Annotated in this window: 27 protein-coding genes and 1 tRNA gene; 2 read left to right on the top strand and 26 right to left on the bottom strand. The window is 49.3% G+C overall.

All coding sequences use genetic code 11. The annotated features are described in order from the left end of the window. Positions 1 to 32: 32 nt before the first annotated feature. The 13 genes from clpX to KNO90_RS07775 all read right to left on the bottom strand — a co-directional run bounded on the left by clpX (position 33) and on the right by KNO90_RS07775 (position 10804). Positions 33 to 1301, bottom strand: coding sequence for an ATP-dependent protease ATP-binding subunit ClpX (clpX, locus tag KNO90_RS07835; RefSeq protein ID WP_214739637.1), 1269 nt, complete (start codon positions 1299 to 1301; stop codon positions 33 to 35). A gap of 211 nt (positions 1302 to 1512) precedes the next feature. Beyond that, entirely contained in the window at positions 1513 to 2805 is a 1293-nt protein-coding gene (gene tig / locus KNO90_RS07830) for a trigger factor (RefSeq protein ID WP_214739635.1), read from the bottom strand. 89 nt (positions 2806 to 2894) lie between these two features. Then, on the bottom strand, positions 2895 to 3806 hold the full coding sequence (locus KNO90_RS07825; RefSeq protein WP_215113378.1) for a hypothetical protein: 912 nt from the start codon (positions 3804 to 3806) through the stop codon (positions 2895 to 2897). 124 nt (positions 3807 to 3930) lie between these two features. Continuing rightward, positions 3931 to 4004, bottom strand: a tRNA-Arg gene (locus KNO90_RS07820). Between the two features lie 60 nt (positions 4005 to 4064). Then, a complete protein-coding gene (locus KNO90_RS07815) occupies positions 4065 to 4577 on the bottom strand; it encodes a metallophosphoesterase family protein (RefSeq protein ID WP_214739624.1) in 513 nt (170 codons plus the stop codon). 5 nt (positions 4578 to 4582) lie between these two features. Next, positions 4583 to 5173 (bottom strand): XTP/dITP diphosphatase, encoded by a 591-nt coding sequence (locus KNO90_RS07810; protein ID WP_214739622.1) that lies wholly within the window; start codon positions 5171 to 5173, stop codon positions 4583 to 4585. Continuing rightward, the gene (gene rph / locus KNO90_RS07805; protein ID WP_215113377.1) at positions 5170 to 5919 is read right to left on the bottom strand and encodes a ribonuclease PH; all 750 of its coding nucleotides are present in this window, start codon (positions 5917 to 5919) and stop codon (positions 5170 to 5172) included. The genes KNO90_RS07810 and rph overlap by 4 nt, the downstream gene beginning before the upstream one ends. After that, complete coding sequence (gene racE / locus KNO90_RS07800) at positions 5912 to 6715, bottom strand: glutamate racemase (RefSeq protein WP_215113376.1); 804 nt, start codon at positions 6713 to 6715, stop codon at positions 5912 to 5914. The genes rph and racE overlap by 8 nt, the downstream gene beginning before the upstream one ends. 113 nt (positions 6716 to 6828) lie before the next feature. Beyond that, positions 6829 to 7092 carry a phosphocarrier protein HPr gene (locus KNO90_RS07795; RefSeq protein WP_015881106.1) on the bottom strand — a complete coding sequence of 88 codons (264 nt, stop codon included), beginning with the start codon at positions 7090 to 7092 and terminating at the stop codon, positions 6829 to 6831. Positions 7093 to 7166: 74 nt separating this feature from the next. After that, positions 7167 to 7607, bottom strand: a complete 441-nt coding sequence (locus tag KNO90_RS07790) for an acyl-CoA thioesterase (RefSeq protein WP_147537790.1) — start codon at positions 7605 to 7607, stop codon at positions 7167 to 7169. Positions 7608 to 7615: 8 nt separating this feature from the next. Then, positions 7616 to 8404, bottom strand: a complete 789-nt coding sequence (gene sdhB, locus KNO90_RS07785; protein ID WP_214742347.1) for a succinate dehydrogenase iron-sulfur subunit — start codon at positions 8402 to 8404, stop codon at positions 7616 to 7618. A gap of 8 nt (positions 8405 to 8412) precedes the next feature. Then, positions 8413 to 10170, bottom strand: coding sequence for a succinate dehydrogenase flavoprotein subunit (sdhA, locus tag KNO90_RS07780; RefSeq protein ID WP_214739616.1), 1758 nt, complete (start codon positions 10168 to 10170; stop codon positions 8413 to 8415). A 16-nt stretch (positions 10171 to 10186) separates the two neighbouring features. Further along, positions 10187 to 10804 (bottom strand): succinate dehydrogenase cytochrome b558 subunit, encoded by a 618-nt coding sequence (locus KNO90_RS07775; protein WP_214739614.1) that lies wholly within the window; start codon positions 10802 to 10804, stop codon positions 10187 to 10189. Positions 10805 to 11017: 213 nt separating this feature from the next. Between KNO90_RS07775 and KNO90_RS07770 the strand changes: the two genes are divergently transcribed. Next, on the top strand, positions 11018 to 11419 hold the full coding sequence (locus tag KNO90_RS07770; RefSeq protein ID WP_215113375.1) for a YslB family protein: 402 nt from the start codon (positions 11018 to 11020) through the stop codon (positions 11417 to 11419). Between the two features lie 24 nt (positions 11420 to 11443). Here KNO90_RS07770 and KNO90_RS14835 read toward each other — a convergent pair whose 3' ends face one another. Together KNO90_RS14835 and uvrC are read right to left on the bottom strand one after the other, a co-directional pair. Next, entirely contained in the window at positions 11444 to 12220 is a 777-nt protein-coding gene (locus KNO90_RS14835; protein ID WP_214739610.1) for an aminoglycoside adenylyltransferase domain-containing protein, read from the bottom strand. Beyond that, the gene (gene uvrC / locus KNO90_RS07760) at positions 12217 to 14007 is read right to left on the bottom strand and encodes an excinuclease ABC subunit UvrC (protein WP_215113374.1); all 1791 of its coding nucleotides are present in this window, start codon (positions 14005 to 14007) and stop codon (positions 12217 to 12219) included. The genes KNO90_RS14835 and uvrC overlap by 4 nt, the downstream gene beginning before the upstream one ends. A gap of 70 nt (positions 14008 to 14077) precedes the next feature. Between uvrC and KNO90_RS07755 the strand changes: the two genes are divergently transcribed. Then, a complete protein-coding gene (locus KNO90_RS07755) occupies positions 14078 to 15391 on the top strand; it encodes a dihydrolipoyl dehydrogenase family protein (RefSeq protein ID WP_215113373.1) in 1314 nt (437 codons plus the stop codon). Between the two features lie 42 nt (positions 15392 to 15433). On the opposite strand, the gene mnhG is transcribed toward KNO90_RS07755, so the two are convergent. From mnhG to KNO90_RS07700, 11 genes are all read right to left on the bottom strand, one after another. Further along, positions 15434 to 15793, bottom strand: coding sequence for a monovalent cation/H(+) antiporter subunit G (gene mnhG, locus KNO90_RS07750; protein WP_015881097.1), 360 nt, complete (start codon positions 15791 to 15793; stop codon positions 15434 to 15436). Continuing rightward, positions 15771 to 16067, bottom strand: coding sequence for a Na(+)/H(+) antiporter subunit F1 (locus KNO90_RS07745; RefSeq protein WP_214739604.1), 297 nt, complete (start codon positions 16065 to 16067; stop codon positions 15771 to 15773). The genes mnhG and KNO90_RS07745 overlap by 23 nt, the downstream gene beginning before the upstream one ends. Next, a complete protein-coding gene (locus KNO90_RS07740; RefSeq protein WP_214739603.1) occupies positions 16067 to 16552 on the bottom strand; it encodes a Na+/H+ antiporter subunit E in 486 nt (161 codons plus the stop codon). The genes KNO90_RS07745 and KNO90_RS07740 overlap by 1 nt, the downstream gene beginning before the upstream one ends. Positions 16553 to 16559: 7 nt before the next feature. Continuing rightward, positions 16560 to 18044: a Na+/H+ antiporter subunit D gene (locus KNO90_RS07735; RefSeq protein ID WP_215113372.1), complete on the bottom strand. Its 1485-nt coding sequence runs from the start codon at positions 18042 to 18044 to the stop codon at positions 16560 to 16562. After that, positions 18037 to 18378: a Na(+)/H(+) antiporter subunit C gene (locus KNO90_RS07730; protein WP_015881093.1), complete on the bottom strand. Its 342-nt coding sequence runs from the start codon at positions 18376 to 18378 to the stop codon at positions 18037 to 18039. Before KNO90_RS07730 ends, KNO90_RS07735 begins: the two co-directional genes overlap by 8 nt. Continuing rightward, complete coding sequence (locus tag KNO90_RS07725) at positions 18378 to 18815, bottom strand: Na(+)/H(+) antiporter subunit B (RefSeq protein WP_214739600.1); 438 nt, start codon at positions 18813 to 18815, stop codon at positions 18378 to 18380. Before KNO90_RS07725 ends, KNO90_RS07730 begins: the two co-directional genes overlap by 1 nt. Then, positions 18787 to 21228, bottom strand: a complete 2442-nt coding sequence (locus tag KNO90_RS07720; RefSeq protein ID WP_215113371.1) for a Na+/H+ antiporter subunit A — start codon at positions 21226 to 21228, stop codon at positions 18787 to 18789. The genes KNO90_RS07725 and KNO90_RS07720 overlap by 29 nt, the downstream gene beginning before the upstream one ends. Before the next feature lie 350 nt (positions 21229 to 21578). Continuing rightward, positions 21579 to 21893 carry a thioredoxin gene (gene trxA / locus KNO90_RS07715; RefSeq protein ID WP_015881090.1) on the bottom strand — a complete coding sequence of 105 codons (315 nt, stop codon included), beginning with the start codon at positions 21891 to 21893 and terminating at the stop codon, positions 21579 to 21581. A gap of 107 nt (positions 21894 to 22000) precedes the next feature. Further along, a complete protein-coding gene (locus KNO90_RS07710) occupies positions 22001 to 22966 on the bottom strand; it encodes an electron transfer flavoprotein subunit alpha/FixB family protein (protein WP_214739596.1) in 966 nt (321 codons plus the stop codon). 14 nt (positions 22967 to 22980) lie between these two features. Next, on the bottom strand, positions 22981 to 23754 hold the full coding sequence (locus tag KNO90_RS07705) for an electron transfer flavoprotein subunit beta/FixA family protein (RefSeq protein ID WP_215113370.1): 774 nt from the start codon (positions 23752 to 23754) through the stop codon (positions 22981 to 22983). A gap of 79 nt (positions 23755 to 23833) precedes the next feature. Beyond that, entirely contained in the window at positions 23834 to 24412 is a 579-nt protein-coding gene (locus KNO90_RS07700; protein WP_214739592.1) for a fatty acid metabolism transcriptional regulator FadR, read from the bottom strand. Positions 24413 to 24484 lie beyond the last annotated feature (72 nt).

The raw sequence follows: 24484 nt of genomic DNA, 5'->3' as shown, positions 1-24484 counted from the left end.
TGCCGAGTGTTTGAGCCTTCTTCGTTAACAAATTATGCTGTCTCTTTGTTGTCCCCTGTCTGTTCGACAGTACCATCACGAAGGACGTATTTCGGACCGGCAAGACCCGTAATCGTTTCATCCGTAATGATGACTTTCTCAATATCGTCACGCGATGGGACGGTGAACATCACATCGAGCATCATTTCTTCGATAATCGAGCGGAGACCGCGTGCGCCAGTCTTACGTTTAATCGCAAGTTTGGCGATCTCAGTCAATGCCTCGTCAGTGAACGATAATTCCACATCGTCAAGCTCGAGCATCTTCTCGTACTGACGAACGAGGGCATTTTTCGGCTTCGTCAAGATTTCAACGAGTGCTTCCTCATCGAGTGTCGTGAGTGTCGCCATGACTGGCAAACGACCGATGAACTCAGGAATCAACCCGAATTTTTGAAGGTCTTCAGGAAGTGCGCGGGCGAGCAAGTCTTCTTGCGTCAACTCGCGATTCTCTTGATCATTTCCGAAACCGATGACTTTCTTCCCGATACGGCGTTTGACGACCGATTCGATGCCGGCGAATGCACCACCGACGATGAAGAGAATGTTTGTCGTATCGATTTGGATGAATTCTTGATGCGGATGCTTACGACCACCTTGTGGCGGTACGCTCGCTGTCGTGCCTTCAAGAATTTTAAGAAGTGCCTGCTGAACGCCTTCACCGGATACGTCACGCGTAATCGATGGGTTTTCAGACTTACGGGCAATCTTATCGATTTCATCGATATAAATGATTCCTTTTTCAGCCTTCTCGACATCATAGTCAGCTGATTGAATCAATTTAAGCAAGATATTCTCGACGTCTTCCCCGACGTAACCTGCTTCCGTCAAGCTCGTCGCATCCGCGATTGCGAATGGGACGTTCAAGACGCGAGCCATCGTTTGGGCAAGAAGCGTCTTCCCGCTACCTGTTGGTCCAATCATGACGATGTTCGACTTCGCGAGTTCGACATCATCCGAACGGCCACCGGCGTTGATTCGTTTATAGTGGTTATAGACAGCTACTGAAAGCGCACGTTTCGCACGGTCTTGACCAATAACATAATCGTCTAGGATGTTACGAATCTCTTGTGGTTTTGGAATGTCTTTGAATTCGACTTCTTCCTCTACACCGAGCTCTTCCTCAACGATTTCATTACAAAGTTCGATACACTCATCGCAAATGTATACACCTGGTCCAGCGACTAACTTACGAACTTGTTCTTGCGATTTTCCGCAAAACGAGCACTTGAGTTGCCCCTTTTCCTCGTTAAATTTAAACATTCGATACACCCCTTCTGTGGTGAAAATGGATGTAAGTGCGATAAATCGCGATTTGAATTTTCTGGTGCGATGCACCGTGAAAAGACAGTTTACATCTCTGCGTTGAAATAATTGTAGCATGAACATATTGCGACTTCAAAGAATTACACATGCAAAGTGCTGTGATAGAAAAAAGGACGACCGCTAAGCAGTCGTCCCACTAAAAATCAACTTACTTCGCTTTACCGTTTTCAACGAGGATGTCGATCGCTTTACGGAATTTGAGGTCACCTTTAAGTGTTTCAAGTCCGCCTTGTGGAGCGAGCATCGTACGGAGTTGGTCCGGTGCGATGTTGTAAAGTTTAGACATTTCTTCAAGCTCTTTCTCAGCATCTTCGTCAGATACTTCGATTGCTTCTTTTTCAGCGATTGCTTTCAAGACGAGACGAGCTTTTACGCGCTCTTCAGCTTGCTCTTTCATCTCTTCGCGCATTGCTTCTTCAGAAGTGCCAGTGAGTTCGAAGTACATGTTGAGGTCGATTCCTTGTGAAGATACACGTGAGCCGAACTCTTGTACCATGCGGTCTACTTCTTGGTCAACGAGAACTTCAGGTACGTCGATTGTTGCGTTTGCAGTTGCCTGCTCTACGAGTTGGTCGCGCATTGTACCGTCAGCTTCTTGTTTCTTACCAGCTTCTAAACGCTCACGGATGCTCGCTTTCAACTCGTCGAGTGTTGAAACTGACTCGTCGATGTCTTTTGCGAACTCGTCGTCGAGTTCAGGAACTTGTTTTGTTTTAACTTCGTGAAGTTTGACTTTGAATGTCGCTGGTTTACCCGCCAAGTTTTCAGCGTGGTACTCTTCAGGGAATGTTACTTCAACGTCTTTTTCTTCACCAGCAGTCATGCCGATCATTTGCTCTTCGAATCCTGGGATGAATTGGCCAGAACCGATTTCAAGTGTGTAGTTCTCAGCTGTGCCGCCTTCGAACTGCTCACCGTCAGCGAAACCTGCGAAATCAAAGACAGCTGTATCGCCGTTTTCGATTGCACCTTCTTTAACAGCGAGTTCTGCGCCTTGCTGTTGAAGTGCTTCAAGTTCTGCTGTCACTTCGTCTTCTGTTACTTCAGTAGAAACAGCTTCGTACTCAAGACCTTTGTATTCGCCAAGCTCAGCTTCTGGCTCAACCACGAATGTCACTTTGAACGCGACTGGTTTGCCTTTTTCGAGCGTGCCGTCTACATCGATGTTTTCGAGCGCGATTGGTTCGAAACCAGCTTCTTCAACCGCACCTTGGATTGTGTCGCGGTAGAGAATGTCGAGTGCATCTTGATAGAGTGCTTCTTCTCCATACATTTTGTTGAACATTGGGCGTGGCAATTTCCCTTTACGGAAGCCAGGCACGTTCAAGTCTTTGACGACTGTTTTAAATGCGGCGTCAACTGCTTTATCAAAAGCTTCTGCAGGAGCTTCGTACGTGAGTACACCTTGGCTACCTGATGTTTTTTCCCATTTTGCTGTCATGCTAAGTCCCTCCAACAATTCGTTTATACCGTACAAAAATGTACAACAATCCGTATTATAGCATAAATCCTCAGTGTGCACACAAGGATTTAGTCTAATAACGACTGCGTAAAGCGCAGATCCGCCTCCAAAATCGCGGACGCCAAACCGTCGACCGGTTCGTCATGTAAAATCGCCTGTTTCGCTTGTATCAGTGCCACTTCGACCTCTTCCTTTGAAGCCGGCACATACGGATAGTGCGTGTACATGTAGTTCATCAATAGCTGGGTTCCAATCTCATCACCCTCTACTGATTTTTGAAGCGATAACACCGTTTTTTCCCACGTTTCGATTTGTTGCGCAGCATCATCTTTCGTCATCTCGTGCATCGAGCCCTCATCCGTCCATGCGATGTCCGACAGTTCGGCAAATGCCTTTTCTAGCACAATCAGTTTGACGAGTTTCGGACGATCCGACACGAGCAATTCATGAAGCACATTGTCGAGGACGCTGTCGATATTAAAGTGGACATGTTGTAACGCTTCGATTTGTTCCCCTGTACTCCCGCGCGTCAACGTCCGCTTCAGTTTGGCGATGGCAGCCGGAAATTCCGTCATCTTCAAGACCTGCAATACCTGGTCCGCCTGTGTATTTACCGTATCTTTTTTGTCTTGCCAGTCGAGATACTGATGAATCCAATAGGCCGCTTCAAACGGTTGATCTCGCATGATGAAATATTGTGCAATCTGAAGTCCGCCAGACGCTGGTTCTTCTGCTTCTGCCATCTGAATCGTGACGAGCTCCTGCAGCTTTTCGAGTGTTTCGGGGTCATCCGGTCGTTCCATCGCACATTGGAAGATTTCCATGAAAATAAACGGGTCACCCGGAATCGTCTGATACCAATCCCACAAAATCGGTTCGATCCGCTGTCGTTCTCCGGAAGCATCCGCCTCCTGAATCATCTTATGCAGACGCGACCAATTCCCGGGGAACGGATAGTCCTGATCCTTTTTCTTCTCCATCTTCCCTCCCCCTCTCTTCCATTCCCTTTCATCTTCCGTTAGGACGCAATTCCTTGTCAATCGATTTCCCGGAAAATGAAAAAAGAGACGATCTCCGTAGAGAGCGTCTCTATTTTAATGGAAGCGTCCCAAGAGGGATTCGAACCCCCGACCGACGGCTTAGAAGGCCGTTGCTCTATCCTGCTGAGCTATTGGGACATTGACATGAAAACTATAATAGAAAAATGGTTTCCTGTCAATCGATTTCCCATTCGAAACTCATAGTTTTCCTGCGATGTCCAAATCTTCGACAGGTGAACCGTCTTCTGAGCGATAAAAACGCACCGTGGCTTCTCCATTTTCTAGGTCAAGAAGCGCATACGTCTTGTCGGAGCGTCCACGTGGCATCCGAATCGAACCTGGGTTGATGTAGACGACCCCGTCCTCGATTAAAGCACCTGCCACATGCGAGTGACCGAACAAGACGACATTTGCGCCGACTTCTTCAGCCCGGTAACGCAATCGATTCAAATCAAATTTGACGTCATGATGATGCCCGTGGACGATAAGAATCGTACCGGCATCCGTCGTCTCGATCCGTTCAAGGGGTAAGTCTCCCCCAAAATCACAATTTCCACGGACCGTTCGATACGGTAACAAATGTTCATCCACTAAAGCGAGTTGGGAATCGCCACAATGGAACGCATCCTCAATCTCTGCCTCGTGTCGTTCAAAAATCGTTGTCAATTCTTCGGTCAGGCCATGACTATCACTCACTATTAGAAAACGCATAAGCTTCATCCTTTCATGAATGGAATGATTTCTGCCTCCAATTTTCGTAATGCTTGTCCACGGTGACTGACGACCGCTTTTTCTTCACGTTCTAATTCCGCCGCTGTCTTGTGAAGTGATGGAACGATGAAGAGTGGATCGTATCCGAAACCGTTCTCTCCTCGTGGAGAGTAGCCAATCGTCCCTTCAATCGTTCCGCGAACGGTCAACGTTTCCCCGCTCGGCTTCGCTAGACAAAGGGCACAGACGAAGCGCGCCGTCCGATTGGTTTCACCATTTAACTTTTCAAGCAGAAGCGCATTGTTCGCCTCGTCCGATTTTTCTGGACCAGCGAAACGGGCAGAATAGACTCCCGGTGCTCCGTCGAGCGCGTCGACTTCGAGGCCAGAGTCATCCGCGAGTACGGCATGCCCAAAGTAGGCAGCCGCTTCCGTCGCTTTTAACGCCGCATTTTCTTCAAACGTCGTGCCGGTCTCATCTGTTTCCGGTGCATCCGGATAATCGAGTAACGACTCGACTTCGAAACCGAGCGGTGTCAGCATCCCTTCTAGTTCCTTCACTTTTCCGGGATTGTGTGTCGCAATGATCAACTTCATAATGTCTCCTCCGAGCGTTCTCCGACGTACCACCACGAAGCACCAAGTGCCGCTTCGGCCGTCTTGAATAATGATTCGATTCCGTGTTGTGCGAGCGCGAGCATCTCGTTCATCTCTTGAAGGGTGAACGTCGCCTCTTCTCCCGTACCTTGTACTTCGACGAATCGACCGCTCGCCGTCATGACGACGTTCATGTCGACCTCTGCCGCGGCGTCTTCCAAGTAATCCAAGTCTAGGACGAGCTCATCTGTTCGCCCAACGGAAATCGCGGCCACGCCTTCTTTGATTGGTGTATCGTCGAGTTTCCCTTGACGGATCAATCGGTCGACGGCGAGGACGAGCGCACAAAAGCCTCCTGTGATAGAAGCTGTTCGCGTCCCCCCGTCTGCTTGAATGACGTCACAGTCAATCCAGATCGTTCGTTCTCCGAGCCGCTCCAAGTCAACGATCGAGCGAAGCGACCGGGCAATCAAACGCTGAATCTCCATCGTTCGACCGGACTGTTTCCCTCGAACCGACTCTCGGACAGTCCGATTGCCCGTTGCGCGTGGCAACATCGCATATTCCGCATTGATCCAACCTTGCCGTTTTCCGCGAAGGAAATTCGGGACGCGCTCTTCGACCGTTGCGGTACAGATGACTTTCGTATCGCCAATCGAAATGAGGACAGACCCTTCCGCGTGCTTGTTTACATGTGGCACGATTTCAACCGTACGTAGTTCATCAAATCGTCTCGTCTCACGCAATGCCGGTCACCTCGACTTTCTCCGCATGGACTGGTCTTCCTAGCCATTCACTTGCCAATCGGTCGAACAGTTCGATATCCCCCGTCGCATAGAAGGCATGGGACGGGACCGTATCCAATCCATTTTCAAGTTCTTGATAATCCAGCATCGCCGCCACTTCAAGCGCTGTCTCGTCACCCGATGAGATGAGGTGGACGTCCGGTCCGACCACACTTTGGATGACGGGAGCGAGAAGTGGGTAGTGTGTACAACCGAGAATGAGCGTATCCATCTCAGAAGATTGGAGAGGACGGAGTGTCTCCTCCACCACTTGATACACGCGATCTCCAGACACCTCACCCGCCTCTACGAGCGGCACGAACGGTGGACATGCGAGTGAGTACACATCGACCTCACCGGCTACATGACGAAGTGCTTTCTCATACGAACCACTTTCAATCGTCATCTTCGTTCCGATGACACCGATATGTTTGTTCCGCGTGCCTTTGACGGCAGCGCGGGCACCCGGGTCAATGACACCGATGACCGGGATATCGAGTCGTCTCCGCGCCTCTTTCAGCACGACCGCCGTCGCCGTGTTACAGGCGATGACAATCATCTTGACATCTTTTTTCAATAAAAATTCAATCAATTCCCATGTATATGCTTCAATCTCATCGTGCGGACGCGGACCATAAGGACAGCGTTCCGTGTCGCCGATATAGATGATTTCTTCTTTAGGGAGTTGGCGCATCAATTCTTTGACTACCGTCAATCCGCCGACTCCTGAATCGAGGACTCCAATCGCTCGTTTCATTTCGCATCACTTCCATTCTCACCTATCTTACCAAAAAACATCGACCGGAAAAAGAAACGGTCACATGACAAAAAAAGACGAGGTCGCCAGTGGCGCCTCGTCCCTTACCCGAATTACTGAGCAAGACCTTCGCTAGTGAGCATGTCAGAAAGCGTGTTGATTGCTTCTTCTGCATCTTCACCTTCAGCAGTGATCTTGATTGTAGAATCTTTTGCGATACCGAGTGAAAGTACACCCATAATCGACTTCAAGTTAACTGTTTTACCATTGTACTCGAGGTTGATGTCTGACTGGAACTTAGAAGCTGTGTTAACCAACTGAGTAGCTGGACGAGCGTGAATTCCTGAATCAGCAACGACTGTGAACGTTTTTTCCATGAGATGATGGTCTCCCTTCAAAATTCAATTCTACAGGCGAACCGGCAGAATATTTTTTGTTTGTGAACTCATTATCAAATGATAGCGGATTCGCAAAAATTCTGCAAGCGGTTTTTATATTCTGGAGTCCATTCCGTAGGACGGCCTTCCTTCGTCAAATGAACGAGGCTTGTGCGTCCTGCGAAGAGGAGTTGTTCTCCATCATATGCCCCGTAATGAATATCACATGAAGTGTTTCCGACCGTCAAGATATTGGCATGCACAGTCAGCTGTTGACGTGGCATGACTTGTCGAACATAGTCACATTGCGCATCGGCGACGACAACAAATCCATCCTTTAAGGAGAATCCTGTCGCCTCTAACAACTCGATCCGGGCATCTTCGAAATAGATGAACGGAATCGTGTTATTCATGTGACCATACGGGTCGCACTCTGAAAATCGAACTTTCACATCGAGTGCGATCCCTGCTTTGACACGTGTTTCCCAACCTGGCTCTCGAAAGTACTTGGTCATCGGTTCGCTTATGCCTCGACCGCAGAACCGGTGCGACCTTTGTCACTACCGAAGAACTGTTTGAACGAGTGAAGCGTCGTTTGACGGTTCATCGAAGCGATTGACGTCGTGAGCGGAATACCTTTTGGACAAACTTCGACACAGTTTTGTGCGTTTCCGCACTGCATGATGCCACCGTCTTCCATGAGCGCTTCGAGGCGTTCTTCCGCGTGGAAGGCACCTGTCGGATGCGAGTTGAAGAGACGTACCTGTGAAATCGCCGCTGGACCGATGAAGTCTGATTTGTCATTCACGTTCGGACACGCTTCAAGACAAACGCCACACGTCATACATTTTGATAACTCGTACGCCCATTGACGTTTGTTCTCCGGCATACGCGGTCCTGGACCGAGGTCGTACGTTCCGTCGATTGGAACCCATGCCTTTACTTTTTTCAACGCGTCGAACATGCGTTGACGGTCGACTTGAAGGTCACGGATGACCGGGAATGTTTTCATCGGCGCAAGGCGAATCGGTTGTTCAAGTTTGTCAACGAGTGCCGTACACGATTGGCGCGGCTTTCCGTTGATGATCATCGAACAGGCACCACATACTTCTTCAAGACAGTTCATGTCCCAGTTGATTGGTGTCGTTTTTTCCCCGTTCGCATTGACCGGATTCCGGCGGATTTCCATCAATGCTGAGATGACATTCATGTTTGGACGGTATGGTACCGTGAATTCTTCCGTGTACGTCGCTTGATCCGGTCCATCTTGGCGTTCGATGATGAAACGGATGTCTTTTTGTTCAGATTGCATTGGCGTCGTCATTTCGTCTTCGCCCCTTTCTTCGAGTAATCCCGTTTACGTGGCGGGATTAACGAAACATCGATGTCTTCATACGAGATATCGACTTCCCCATCTTTGTAACGTGCCATCGTCGTCTTCATGAACTGCTCATCATTACGTTCCGGGAACTCCGGTTTGTAATGGGCACCACGGCTCTCGTCCCGCTTGAGTGCGCCGAGTGTGATGACGCGTGCGAGGTCGAGCATGTGGTCGAGTTGTCGAATAAACGATGCCCCTTGGTTGCTCCAACGTGCCGTATCCGTAGCTGAGATGTTATGGAAACGTTCACGTAATTCTTGGATTTTCTTATCGGTCGCTTCAAGTTTGTCATTGTAGCGAACAACGGTAACGTTGTCTGTCATGAGTTCACCGAGTTCACGGTGGATTTGATACGCATTCTCTGTTCCGTCCATCGCCAAGATGTTGTTGAAACGCTCGATTTCTTCACGTTCGTTAAAGTTGAAGAGCGCCTCTGAAACGCTCTCTGTCGCTTGATCGAGACCACGCATGTAGTTGACTGCCGCAGGACCTGCTTCCATTCCGCCATGAACGGCTGAGAGAAGCGAGTTCGCGCCGAGACGGTTCGCACCGTGCATCGAGTAGTCACATTCTCCGGCCGCGAAGAGTCCAGGAATGTTTGTCATTTGATCGTAATCGACCCAAAGTCCGCCCATTGAATAGTGGACCGCCGGGAAGATTTTCATCGGTACTTTACGCGGGTCGTCCCCTACGAATTTCTCGTAGATTTCGAGAATCCCACCAAGCTTGATGTCGAGTTCTTTTGAGTCTTTATGAGACAAGTCGAGATAAACCATGTTCTCGCCGTTGACACCAAGTTTTTGGTTGACACATACGTCGAAGATTTCGCGTGTCGCGATGTCACGCGGTACGAGGTTTCCGTAAGCCGGATATTTCTCTTCGAGGAAGTACCATGGCTTCCCGTCTTTGTATGTCCAGACACGTCCACCTTCCCCACGAGCCGATTCACTCATGAGACGAAGCTTGTCATCGCCAGGAATCGCGGTCGGGTGAATTTGAATGAACTCCCCGTTCGCATAGACCGCGCCTTGACGGTAAACCGCTGCCGCTGCCTGCCCTGTGTTGATGACCGAGTTGGTCGATTTACCGAAGATGACCCCAGGTCCACCTGTCGCCAAGATCACCGCGTCTGATGGGAACGCTTTAATTTCCATCGAGCGTAAATCCTGACAAACCGCGCCGCGGCAAATACCTTCTTCATCGATCACGGCGCGAAGGAATTCCCATCCTTCATACTTCTCGACGAGGCCTTGCGCCTCGTAACGACGAACCTGCTCATCGAGTGCGTAGAGAAGTTGTTGCCCCGTCGTTGCTCCCGCATATGCCGTACGGTGGTGAAGCGTTCCGCCGAACCGACGGAAGTCTAAGAGACCTTCTGGCGTACGGTTGAACATAACGCCCATCCGGTCGAACATGTGAATGATTTTCGGTGCATTTTCTGCCATCTTTTGAACAGGTGGTTGGTTAGCGAGGAAGTCGCCTCCATAGACCGTGTCGTCAAAGTGTTGCCACGGGGAATCCCCTTCCCCTTTCGTATTGACGGCACCGTTGATTCCGCCTTGAGCACATACTGAATGTGAACGCTTGACCGGTACAAGCGAGAATAGTTTTACCGGAACACCCATCTCAGCCGACTTGATTGTCGCCATGAGTCCAGCTAGACCGCCACCGATGACGATCAGACTTTGATTTGCCATGTACAATTCCCCCTAATTACAAGATGCCTGCAAACGTCAAAATCGAACGGATGCCGACAAAAGATAGTGCCAAGAACACGACACCTGATACGTAGCTCATGAGTCGTTGCGAACGAGGTGACTGTGTGATCCCCCACGTGATTGAGAACGACCAGAGACCGTTCGCAAAGTGGAATGTAGCCGAAAGAATTCCGACTATGTAAAAGAGCAACATAAGTGGATTGTCGACGATGCTTTGCATCATTTCTGCATTGACCTCCACACCGCGTAATTTCGCAAGGCGCGTCTCCCATACGTGCCACGAAATAAAGATCACAAGAAATACCCCTGTAAAGCGTTGGAAGAGATACAACCAGTTCCGTGCGTATGAATAGCGATTCGAGTTAATCGATCCGAGAAACGCATAGTACACCCCGTACACTCCGTGGAAGATCATCGGTAGTGCGATAATCGTCACTTCAAGGAAGTATAAATACGGTAAGCTCTCCATAAATTGTGCTGCTTTGTTGAATGACTCCACTCCATCGACGATGTAGTAGTTGACCGTTAAATGGACGATCAAAAACAGACCGATTGGAATGACCCCAAGTAGCGAATGGACTTTACGACTAAAGTAGTCACGATGCGCTGCCATTCTATTTCCCCCTTTTCACGAGCGCTGGCTCGTTTTGTCAATAAAAGCGTTTTCAAATGCAGATATAGCTTTCTGTCTTTTATTCTACTCCTGTGAAAATTGTATGACAAGACAACCTAGCCGATTTGTGCCACATTCTTTTCAAAAATACAGGATGACCAAATTCTAAATGGTCGTTATAATGATATAGAGAGATTGGAGTGATGGGATAGAATGGAAACGATGAGCCAACCGATTTTCGCGATTGAACTACTTCGCGACTATGTGTTGACGGACTTGCTTGGTGAAGATTACGCCCAAGTCATCTATTGGTCAGGGAAACGGGTCGCCCGTAAGTTCCCGACGATGTCTGACGATGAACTGATCGCTTTCTTCGCGGAAGCGGGTTGGGGAGAGTTGACAATCAAGAAGGAACGCGGAAGTAAATTCACATATGAATTGATTCCCCCACCTGCGACTCAAGATAAAGCGACAGGCTACTATCAACTTGAAGCCGGGTTTTTAGCCGAACAAATTTCAGGTCGTTTCCAGTGTGTCGCAGAGGGGTATGCCGATCCCACTCGAAAAGCTGTCCAAATCACCGTCCAACTAGACCGGAAAGACGATTACGAATAAGAGTCGATGCACACGCATCGACTCTTATTTTTGTTTCAGCTGAAGTTGCTCATTCATATACTGGCGTACGTCATTGAGTTCATATTGATCAAACGTCACGCCTTCCCCTTCACAGCCCTGAGACGCCTTACGAACGACCGTCACAACATTTCCCGGAAAATGTCCGTTATCTTCCAGCCAACCGAGTGCTTCTTGTTTCGAGAGCAGGACACGTTCTTGTTCATAAGCCAATCCGCGTACCAAGTTCAACACGCAATAAATCGGATTTTCCTCGAGCGTGTCGAGGCAATCAATCGCATCTGCACGAATCGCATCAGAAAAATGAGCGGAATCGAATCCGCAGAGCAATTGATGTAGTGGATGTCCGCGCCAAGTGATACCTCGTTCTAAAATCATCAACATATGAGCTGCCAGATCAGGGTCGGTGAATCCTTGCTGCAATTCGGTTCGCTCTTCCCCATTTGCCTTTTCAAAACGAGAACGCCACCCTTCACTATAGTGAAACTCAAAAGGACTCGGGTGACACCAGTCTTTTAGCTGAGCTACCGTCATGATACTCAGTTCGAGCGGATATGGTTCGTTGGAGTATAAGAGACAACAGTCGATGAGTTTATGTCGTTCCTCCCGAGTCAATGCGTTCGATACGACGAGCAACAAATCTACATCACTTCGTTTTGGATGAAAGCCACCCATCGCTACTGATCCATGAATGTATATATGCTGAACGGTTGGTAGAAATTCATCAATCGCTCTCACGAATGAAGCGATTGTATTCTCCACATCTGTCGGAAGCTGTCTCACTCATCCGTCTCCTCGTGCACATATTGAAGCACGGTCTCCGCTAATTTTTCAGGTAGTCCCGCTTCCTTCAATTGTTCGAGTGAGGCCAGACGGATCTGTTTCATCGACCCGAAATGACGGATGAGCTGTTGTCGACGCTTCGGACCGACACCCGGGATCTCATCTAATAGTGATTTTGTCATTTTCTTCGTCCGCAAGCTACGGTGGAACGTGATGGCGAAGCGGTGGACCTCATCTTGCATCCGCTGCAATAGATAAAAGGCGCTCGAGCGTGGATGGAGCTCGACGACGCCACCCTGTTCCCCGAACAATAGCTGGCTCGTTCGGTGTCGGTCATCTTTTTTGAGCGAGCCGACCGGTAAGTCGAGACCGAACTCGTTTTGGATGACGTCGAGGGCCGCGTTCAATTGCCCAATCCCCCCATCAATCAGTAGGAGGTCGGGTAATCGTTTGTCTTCCGTCAAGAGACGGCGGAACCGTCGACGGACGACTTCACGCATTGTCTCGTAATCGTCCGGCCCTTGGACCGTCTGAATCTTATATTTCCGATATTCTTTTTTGAGCGGTTTCCCGTCTTCAAAGACGACGAGTGCCGACACGGCGTCCGCACCTTGAATGTTCGCGTTGTCGATGATGTCGACACGGGACAAGTTTGGGATGCCGATGGCTTCCCCGAGTTCACGCATTGCGAGCAACGTCCGCTCTTCGTCACGTGCGAGTAGCTCGAACTTCTCGTTCAAGGCGATCGACGCATTCTTCGTCGCCAAATCAAGCAATTGTTTCTTCGCCCCTCGTTTCGGTTGCATCACTTTCGTTCCGATGGCGTCATTCAGTAAGTCGAGCCGGACCGTCTCTGGTACGAGAATCTCTTTCGGTACGACGTTTTGTTCATAGAACTGCACGATGAAACTTTCGAGTTCTTCGGAAGGCTCTCCGTGCATCGGGAAGAGCGAGACATCTCGCTCGATCATCTTCCCGCCACGCATATAGAATACTTGGACACACATCCAGCCTCGGTCGAGTGTGTAGCCGAAGACGTCCCGGGCCGTCGGGTCGGCCGTGATCATATTCTGTTTGTTCATGATGGACTCGACTGCTCGAATTTGATCGCGTAGTTCAGCCGCCCGTTCGAATTGCATGTCCTCAGCGGCACGTCCCATCTCGACATTCAACTTCGCGAGCGTCTCACTCGTCTCCCCGTTCAAGAAGCGCCGGATTTCATTGACGATTTCTTTTTGCGAATCCGTATCGACCGCTAGCTCGCAAGGACCCAAACATTGCCCGATATGATAATACAGACAGAGTTTCTTCGGCATCGGCTGACATTTCCGGAGCGGATACAGCTTATCGAGAAGTCGTTTCGTCTCGTTCGCCGCATAGGCGTTCGGGTATGGCCCAAAATAATGGCCTCCGTCTTTCTTCAGCTTACGTGTCGTCAATAGACGTGGGTAAGGTTCGTTCGTGATTTTGATGTACGGATACGTCTTGTCATCCTTCAAGCGAATGTTGTACTTCGGGTCGTGCTTTTTGATGAGCGTCATTTCGAGTAATAACGCCTCAAGTTCGCTCGCCGTCACGATGTACTCAAAGTCACGAATCTCCGCGACGAGACGCATCGTCTTGATGTCGTGTGCCCCTGTGAAGTAGGAACGCACCCGGTTCTTCAAGTTTTTCGCCTTCCCTACGTATATGACCTCGCCGTATTCGTTTTTATGCAGATAGCAACCCGGTTCGTCCGGGAGTAGCGCTAATTTATGTTTAATGTGGTCACTATGACTCAATTCCATTCACCTCAGTTTAGCTTCCTCCTGGACGGGAAAAAGAGTGTGATATCTCGTCAGAGGAGGATTTAATATTATGAAACGATACGATGTCATCATTGTCGGTAGCGGTTCCGCCGCGAGCCAAGCCGCTTCCATTTTACGAGAAGCCGGTAAAGAGATCGCCATCATTGAGAATTGGACGTTCGGGGGAACGTGTCCACAACGCGGATGTGATCCGAAGAAAATGCTCGCCGAAGGAGCCGAACTCCTTGCCCGAACGGAACGTATGCACGAGCTCGGGGTCGAAGGAAACCTATCACTCGATTGGGCCTCCTTTAAAAAGCGGATTGATGAATATCGCTTCTCGATCCCTACGTCAAAAACACAGCATTGGAACGAGATGAACATTGATTTATATCAGGGGGAGCCTCACTTTATCGATGAAGACTCCATCGTCATCGATGGTCATGAGTTGTCTGCCCATCAATTTTTGATTGCGACAGGACAAACGCCACGTCCGCTTGATATCCCTGGTGGCGATTTGGCCATCACAAGTGATGATGTATTCGACCTAGATGCAGTACCGGATGCGATTCATATCGTGGGTGCCGGCTATATCGCATTCGAATTCGCCCATATCTTTCGACGCTTCGGAAGTGACGTGACACTCCTCATCCGCTCACGTGCATTAAAAGCATTCGACCCGAACGTCGTCCATCGGCTCGTCGAGGAATCGAAGCGCATCGGAATCACCGTCCGCCACGATATCGAACCGACACGAATCGACGGGAACGTCTTGACGTTATCAGATGACTCTACCCTTGAAGGAGTTGTCCTTAACGCCACCGGGCGAATTCCAAGCATCGAGCGACTACGGTTAGAAGCGGCCGGAGTCAAGGCTGACCGTCACGGTTTGCTCGTGAATGAGTATCTCCAAACAAATAATCCGAACATATACGCCGCCGGTGACGTCGCCAACAGTCCAAATCCCGCACTTACTCCGTTCGCCGGTCAGGAAGGCCGTCTCGCCGCCTTAAATATGCTTCACGGGAATACGCGAGCACTTCCAGAGCGCCCTGCCCCGACCATCGTCTACGCGACTCCTCCGATTGCAAAAGTCGGTCTTACGGTAGAGGAAGCGGAGGCCGAGGGGATCGACTTCGACGTGAAAGAGACAGACATGTCGAACTTCTTAACTTATTCACGCATCCATGACACGACGGCTTACTCGAAAATACTTCTAAGCGCCGAAGGTCATGTCATCGGGGCACACCTAATCGGACACCATGCGCCGGAACTCATCAATCTGTTCTCTTTCATTATACAGAACAAACTGTCGCATCAACACGTGAAGCACTTAGAAGTCGCCTATCCGACTGCTGCTTCTGACCTCACTTATCTCATCTAAACAAAAGACGGGACTCGCCGAATGGCGAATCCCGTCTTTCTTTTATTCAATCCCTTTATCTTTGTCTTCTTTCAGTGCGTCTTGTAACGACTTCTCCCAAAGCGGGACCCCTTTCGCGTGCGCCGCACGTGAGATGAGGTGCCCCCCGACAGGAGCCGTCAAGAGGACGAAGAAGAGTCCAAGCAAGAGTCTTGCATCAAATACGCGCTCATCTACATACACGTGTAAAACGGCCGCGAAGAGCACGAACATGACGCCCAGTGTCGCACTCTTCGAGGCAGCGTGCGTTCTCGAATAAATATCCGGGAGACGAATGAGACCGATTGCGGCGACGACGGTGAAGAAGACGCCGATAATCGTAAAGATGCCGGTGATAAGATCAAAGATCATTGTCGCGGTCATTTTGGATAATCTCTCCCCTCTCTAAGAATTTCGAGAATGCCACTGTTCCGATGAAGGCTAAAATACTGAGCAGTAAGATGACTTCAAAGTAAAGTGTCGTATCAAGCAGGATGGAGAGCAACGCAACGACCGAGATCAGTGCGATTCCGATTGAATCGAGCGCGATGACACGGTCCGCTGTCGTCGGTCCCTTTACGACACGATATAACATCATCAGCATCGCAAGCACAAGAATGGCGAGCGAGATGTAGATGAGAACATCTAAAAGATCCATCACTCTGTCGCCTCCTTAATACTTAATTCAAAGTTGTCATATATATCTTTTTGTAACGCTTCTTTATCTGGCATATTGAGCGCATGGATATAGAGGACGGAGTTGTCTTTCGATACTTGGACAACGAGCGTTCCCGGTGTGAGCGTGATCAACATCGAGAGCAAACTAACTTTCCACCCTTTATCGAGCGATGTCTCATATCGGAAGATCCCTGGTTGAATCTTCAGTTTCGGACTTAATACGAGACGCAATACCTCAAAGTTCGCAAGGAACAATTCACGGATGAAAATCAAGAGCAGTTTGAACAATCGCCAGACGCGAGCGAAATAGAATCCGCCTCCGCCCGCTTTGAAGAACCGGCGCATCATGAACAAGATGAGCAAACCGAGTAAATAACCGACGAAGAAACCGCTCGATGTGAACGATCCCGTGAGGAACATCCAGATGAACGCCAAGAAAAAGTTAATCAAAAGTTGATAAGCCATCTGTCATTCACTCCTTTATCACGGCATCGATATAGATTTCTGGATTGACGAGCGGTTCGATTGCTTGGGTGATATACGGGTGGATGGCTTCTGCCCCAAAACCGTATGCGACCGCAATGGCAAGCAGCAAGAACACCGGCACAATCAATCGCTTCGTATATGGCGCGAGTGGCCCATCGTACTCACGTTTCGCCTCTCCCCAAAATCCGTTCAAGAAAATCTTCATGACCGAATAGAGGACGAAGAGACTTGAGATGAGAACGAGAAGTGGTCCAAAGAGCTCGCCTTCGTTCATTCCACCTGACACGATCAACAGTTTCCCGAAGAACCCACTGAGTGGGGGAATCCCCGCAAGCGAGAGCGCTGCGACGAAGAACGTCCATCCGAAGAGCGGGAATCGTGTGATGAGCCCCCCCATATCCCGGAGTTGACCAGATTTGGTGATGCCAATCATCATCCCGACGAGCATGAAGAGGACGGCCTTGATCAACATATCGTGAATCAAGTAGTAGAGCGACCCTTCAAGGGACGTCTGCGTGTTCACCGAGATTCCGTAAAGGATGACCCCGACCGCGATCATAATGTTGTAGATGATAATCAACTTCACATCATTATAGGCAATCGCACCCGTCATCCCGATGAAGATCGTGAGGGCAGCGAGCACCATGAGGAAGGTCTGTAAAAACTCACCGTTCCCATCAAAGAGAAGCGTATACGTCCGTAAGATCGAGTAAATCCCGACTTTCGTCAAGAGGGCTCCGAACATCGCGAGAATCGGTGTCGGCGCAACCACATACGCTCCCGGGAGCCAATAGTGAAGTGGGACAAGTGCCCCTTTCATCCCGAAGACGATGACGAATAGCACACCGATGACGGTGATGACGTCCGGATTGTCGACGAGCGGGATCTTCATCGCCAAGTCTGCCAAGTTGAGCGTGCCTGTCACGCCATAGAGTAAGGCAACTGACATGACGAAGAGAGCCGATGCAATAATGTTTACGAGCAAGTACTTGATCGACTCGCGTAACTGAACGCCACGTCCACCGAGTACAATCAGGACGTACGAAGACATCAAGAAAACCTCGAAGAAGACGAACAAGTTGAAAATATCACCTGTCGTGAAGGCACCGTTCACCCCGACGAGCAAGAACAGCATCGCAATGTAGAGATAGTTGCCTTCATACGAATCTGAGAAATAATGGACGGCGAACCACACGATAAAGAGTGTGAGCAATGTCGACGTCGTGACGAGCAGGGCTGACAGCATATCCGATACGAGTGTGATCCCGAACGGTGCCTGCCAACTCCCGAGATTGAGGGTTTGAATTCCCTCTGTCGAGACCGTGTGCACGAGAAAGAGTGACACGATCGAAGTGATGACTAAAGCTCCAAGAGCCATCCCGCGCTGCAGCTGGACACGTTTCGGCATGAACATCATGAGGATGGCCGCAAGCGCAGGAATGACGATTGGAAAGACCGGTAAGTTAATCATACGATTCTGTTCCTTTCATTTCTTCCATATTGTCCGTGCTGAGCTCCTGATACGTGCGATAAGCAAGTACGAGGAAGAACGCCGTCACCCCAAAACTGATAACAATCGCCGTCAAGACGAGAGCTTGTGGTAACGGGTCTGTGAATTCAGTCACCCCATCCACGAGAACAGGGGCAGCCCCCGTCTTCAATCCTGCCGTCGTCAAGACGAGCAAGTGTGCGGCGTGACTGAACAGTGCCGTACCGATGATGATGCGTAACAAACTTCTTGAGAGAACAAGATAGACCGCACACATCGTCAGGACACCGATGATGATGCTAACGAAGATTTCCATTATTCACTCTCTCCAATCGTTTGAATGATCGTCATGGTGACACCGATGACAACAAGGTAAACGCCTAAGTCGAATGCAATCGCCGTATGGAGCGTCTGCTCACCGAGAAGTGGCAAATGAAACTTTCCATAAGCATGTGTCAAAAACGGACGACCTAGAAAAACTGAATGAAGACTTGTCGCAAGCGCAATCAGCAACCCAGACGCCGTCATGAGGCGATAGTTGACCGGTAGTACGTTCGCGAGCGTCTTCGCATCGAATGCGAGTAACAACAGGACGAGGGCCGCAGAGGTCATCAATCCACCGATGAAGCCTCCACCTGGTGAATAGTGACCGGCAAAGAACAAATCAATCGAGAAGATGACGATGATGAAGAAGATGATGATTGCGGCCGTCTGCAAAATAACGTCATTGACGCGTTTGCTGTTTTGCTTCATGTGCACCTTCTCCTTTCGTACGTCGTGATGTTCTAAATTTAATCATCGTGTAAATCCCGAGGGACGCAAGTCCGAGGACCACGATTTCAAACAAGGTATCAAAGCCACGGAAGTCGACAAGGACAACGTTGACCATGTTCTTCCCGGCAGCGAGCTCATACACGTTCTCTTTATAAAACTCAGAGATCGAGGTGAGCGATTTATTCGTCAATGCCATGAAGCTGAGGAGCATCACGGTCGTCCCGACGAGAATCGCCACGAGAGCATTCCCCACTTTAAAGCGCATGCGTACTTCTTTCTTACTGATGTCCGGCATGTGATAAAAGACGAGTAAGAACAACGCCACCGACACCGTCTCAATGACGAGCTGTGTGAGTGCCAAGTCAGGGGCTCCGAAGAAGACGAAGAAGAGTGCCACGCCGTAACCGACGACCCCGAGTAAGATAATAGATGGAAGTCTCGACTTCATAAAGAGAATGGCGAGCGCACCGAGCATGACGACGGTCCCGAGAACATATTCATATGGTGCGATTTCTGCCAAGTTCTCAAATGAGAAGTCGTACATCCCGAACCACCAGATGCTAAAGAGCATCATCCCTGAAAGGAATACGAAGATGTAGATCAAGTATGACCGAATGAATCCCGTCATGTAATTGTCTTTAAAGCGATATGCCGCTTTGTTCGACCAGACGAGCGTGCCGTCGTACATCCCGTTCAGCGTCAAACGATATGGGATTCGGTTGTAGATGCCCATCCATTTACCCAACTGCCAGAACAGCAACGAACCGAGCACCACGACCCCGATGGTCATGAACAACTCAGGTGTCAATCCGTGCCAGAAGTAGATGTGGACGTCGACTTCCTGTCCCTCTGCGACAAGGGTCGGATAAATCGATTCGACTGCCGGTTTAATGAGCGAGTGCGACAACACGTTCGGGAAGAAACCGAGAACCACGACGAGAAGCGCAAGAATGACAGGAGAAATCAACATCCCAATCGGCGCCTCATGCGGTTGTTTCGGTAACTGGTCGAACTTCGCTTTACCCATGAACGTTTTCGTGAACAGCATGATGCTGTAGATGAACGTGAACACACTTCCGACAAACGCAATAATCGGGAGTACAATTCCAATCGTATCAAGTGCAAAGAAATCGGCTGAAAAGACTTTCGTCGTCGCCTTTAAAAACATCTCTTTACTCAAGAATCCGTTAAACGGAGGAAGACCTGCCATGGACAAGGAACCGATCACGGCAATCGTGAATGAGATCGGCATGACGGTCATCAGACCACCGAGCTTACGAATATCACGTGTCCCTGTCTCATGATCGACAATCCCCGCCATCATGAAGAGCGATCCTTTGAATGTCGCATGGTTGATGAGATGGAAGATGGCCGCAATCGTCGCCACCATAAAGATATTGTCATCCATCCCGTCATAGTGAAGCGCCGCAGCCCCGAGACCGAGGAGCGACATGATCAATCCAAGCTGACTGACTGTCGAGAATGCCAAGATTCCTTTCAAGTCGGTCTGCTTCACGGCATTGAACGAGCCCCAGAACATCGTGAACATCCCGACCGCGGCAATCGTCCACAACCATACAGCCGACTCTTGGAACACTGGGCTCATACGGGCAACGAGATAAAGACCCGCCTTGACCATCGTTGCCGAGTGGAGGTATGCACTGACCGGAGTCGGTGCTTCCATCGCGTCAGGCAACCAGATGTGGAACGGGAATTGCGCGGACTTCGTGAATGCCCCGAGCAAAATGAGAATCATCGCCACGAGGAAGAATGGGCTCTCCGCAATCACACCGGAGTTTGCGACCATGTCTCGAATGCTGTACGAGCCAATCATCGACTCGATTAAAACGATCCCCCCAAGCATCGACAATCCTCCGAACACCGTGAGAAGCATCGACTTTTGAGCGCCGTAACGAGAACGTTCTTTTTCATACCAATATCCGATTAACAGGAAAGATGAAATCGAAGTGAGTTCCCAGAACATATACATGACGATCATGTTGTCCGAGAGAACGACCCCGAGCATCGCACTCATGAACATCAAGAGATACACATAAAAATTCCCGAGCGACTCTTTGTCCTTATTCAGATAGTAGATTGAATAGAGAACAACGAGTGACCCGATCCCTGTGATGAGAAGGGCGAATAATAGACTCAGTCCATCGACATATGCCGTGAAGTTGATCCCGAGGGATGGCATCCACGCAATCGTCTCTGTCACGACGTCCCCTGCACTTGTAATCGGAATGAATCCGGCGAAGTAGGTGACGAGGACGACCGGGACGATTAAGACGAACCAGCCTGTATGAATTTGTCTCATCCCCCGAAACAAAAGCGGGATGAACGGTGCCGCAAGGAGCGGCAACAAAATAGCTAAATGTAACACCGACAAGAAAATTCCTCCTTCGAACAGAGTCGTACCATTGAGTGAGTCGTAAAGTAAGTTCACTTGACTCCATCAAGTCTTCCTCATGAGTATAGCGCAAATTTTCAGTCTGTTTCCATGATAAAAGCTTCCAGTTCAGATGCTCTCTCGTCAAAATTTCGAATCTGTTAAATATGAAGGAAGCCGACGGAAAATCCTCAAAAAAAAATTTGAAAAACAGACGATATGTATCAGAATTGGCCCTTCAATCAGGCTGTATGGGATAACTCAACTTATTCCCCGCTCGTCTGTCCTTTTCCTTCTTTTCAAGTCGATAAAACAAAAAAAGCAGCCGATTCGAATCGGCTGCTACGCAATTATTGTGCTGTCGCAATAAACTCTTTCAATGCCTCTTTCGGTTGGAAGCCCATTGTTTTAGAAACAGGTTCGCCGTCTTTGAACATCATGAGTGTAGGGATACTTTGAATTTGGAAAGCACCTGCGACTTCTGGGTTTTCGTCTACATCGAGTTTCACGATTTGGACTTGGTCACCCATTTCTTGATCGAGTTCTTCGAGAACTGGCGCGATCATGCGACATGGTCCACACCAAGTTGCCCAGAAATCTACGAGGACGACGCCCTCTTTTACATCTTGTTCAAACGATTGAGTCGTTGCGTGTTTAATAGCCATTTGTAAAAACCTCCCCAATAAGATGAGAGAGTCCTGATAGAGAACTCTCATGCAATTCATGTTCAGAGTATACCACGGAGGGTAACAACCCCAAAACGTTTTGCTTATTAGCTATTGACGAGGTGTTTGCGGAATTCTTCTGTCAACATCGGGACGACATCGAACAAATCGCCGACGATCCCGTAGTCAGCTACGGTAAAGATGTTGGCTTCCGGATCTTTGTTGATGGCGACGATGACTTTTGCGTTACTCATCCCTGCCAAGTGTTGAATCGCTCCAGAAATCCCACAAGCAATGTAAAGGTCAGGAGTAACGACTTTACCCGTCTGTCCGATTTGAAGTGCATAGTCACAATAGTCGGCATCACATGCTCCACGTGAAGCACCGACGGCTCCCCCGAGAAGTTCAGCCAACTCTTCGAGCGGTTTAAATCCGTCTTCACTCTTCACGCCACGTCCACCTGCGACGATGACTTTCGCTTCCGACAAGTCGACTTTCCCAGTCGCCTTCCGGACGACTTCCTTGACGATCATCGCAAGGTCTTTCAATTCAACTGCAGGCGTTTCAACCGTCACACTCGCTCCAGCTTGAGGCGAGAGCGGGTCGATGTTGTTCGGACGGATTGTGAAGAACATGACCGAGTCTTTGAATTTCACTTTTTCGAACGCTTTCCCTGAGTAGATTGGGCGAACGAACTCTGCGTCACGACCTGATCCTTCGATCGAGACGACGTCACTGATGAGTCCGGCATCAAGGCGTGCCGCGAGTTTCGGTGCAATGTCTTTCCCAAGAGCCGTGTGTCCAAGGACGATCAACTCTGGGTTCTCTTGCTCGATCAACTGACGGAGCACTTGTCCGTAGCCGTCTGGCGTATAGTGTTTGAGACGATCGTCCTCGACGACGAGGACGCGACTTGCGCCATACTCCCCGAGTTCTTGTGCGAGTGATTGGACGTGATCCCCGATCACGACTGCCGTCACATCGTCTGTCAATTGTTTCGCCGCAGCGATGGCTTCGAATGATACGTTACGTAACGCGCCTTCACGCGCTTCTGCGAGTACTAAAGCTTTCATCAATGATCTCCCCCTTAAATGACTTTCGCTTCCGTGCGAAGAAGTTGTACGAGCTCGCTTACTTGTGACGACATGTCGCCTTCAAGGATTCGGCCAGCCTTCTTCTCTTCCGGTAAGAATCGTTCAATCGTCTCGATTTTCGCTTCGATTTCATCTTCGTCGAGGTCGATATCCATGAGCTCAAGTTCTTCAAGTGGCTTTTTCTTCGCCTTCATGATTCCAGGTAAGCTCGGGTAACGTGGCTCATTCAATCCTTGTTGCGCTGTCACAAGAAGTGGGAGTGCGACTTCGATGACTTCCGTGTCCCCTTCGACGTCACGCGTGACCGTTGCTGTTGACCCGTCGATTTCGAGAGCCGTGATCGTCGTCACATAGTTCATGTCCAATAGTTCTGCGACACGTGGAGCAACTTGTCCACTACCGCCATCGATAGCAACGTTTCCTGCGAAGATGAAGTCGACGTCTTGTTCTTTTAGGTATGTCGCGAGCACTTTTGAAATCGTGACATGGTCCGCGTCCTCGACATCGTCCTCGATTGAGATGCGAACGGCTTTATCCGCACCCATTGCGAGCGCTGTACGAAGTTCTTTATCCGCGTCTTCTGGTCCTACCGTGATGACCGTGACCTCTCCCCCGAGTGCGTCACGTTTTTGAATCGCTTCTTCGACCGCATATTCGTCATACGGGTTGATGATGAACTCAGCGCCGTCTTCTTGAATTTCCCCATTCTCGAGCTGAATCGCTTCCTCTGTATCAAACGTACGTTTCAGCAAAACAAAAATATTCATGGTTGATCCCCCTTTAGTCAATTCTTCCCATCATTCATGAATCAGCATTCATTTTTTGAGCTAGTGATAGGGCTTACTATTAAGCAAGCCCCTTTTTTAACATATGGTGCACATCCGGAAGCGTCGACATCAAATCGTATTTGAAGCCGCTCGCCATCCAACTCGTCACAACCTCATCGATTGTGCCGAAAATCATTTGACGGGCGAGTCGATAATCTAAATCCTTGTCGAACTCTCCGGTCTCGATTCCGTGTTTGACGACGGAATCAATCAAATTCAAGTATGGTTTAAGCACTTCCCCGATTTTTTGACGAAGTACCAAGTTCGACTGTCGAAGTTCGATTTGGGTCACGACAGCGAGGTCATAATCGGCCGACAATTGTTTCAAATGGGATTCGATCAGTTGGTATAACTTACTACCGGCTGTCGACTCGTTCTCGATTTGCTGTTTCGAGTAATCGATAAATAGCCCCATCTTTGCCTGGAACAATTCAATTAAGAGATGTTCCTTATTTTTAAAGTACAAGTAAATCGTGCCGTCCGCGACACCCGCCTCTTTGGCAATGGCTGTCACCTTTGCACCATGATAGCCATGATTGGCGATTACTTTGACCGCCGCATCAATGATTCGGTCACTTTTCGAAATGTTATTTGTCATAAACCCCAAGCTCCTTACCGTTGCAGAAAAATGAATGATGGTTCATTCATTTATTATTCTATCATGCCTACG

It is taken from the genome of Exiguobacterium sp. s63, from assembly GCF_018617335.1.
GTDB lineage: Bacteria > Bacillota > Bacilli > Exiguobacteriales > Exiguobacteriaceae > Exiguobacterium.
Note: the sequence above shows the minus strand (reverse complement) of the source record. Positions and strands in the feature narration are given on the sequence as shown.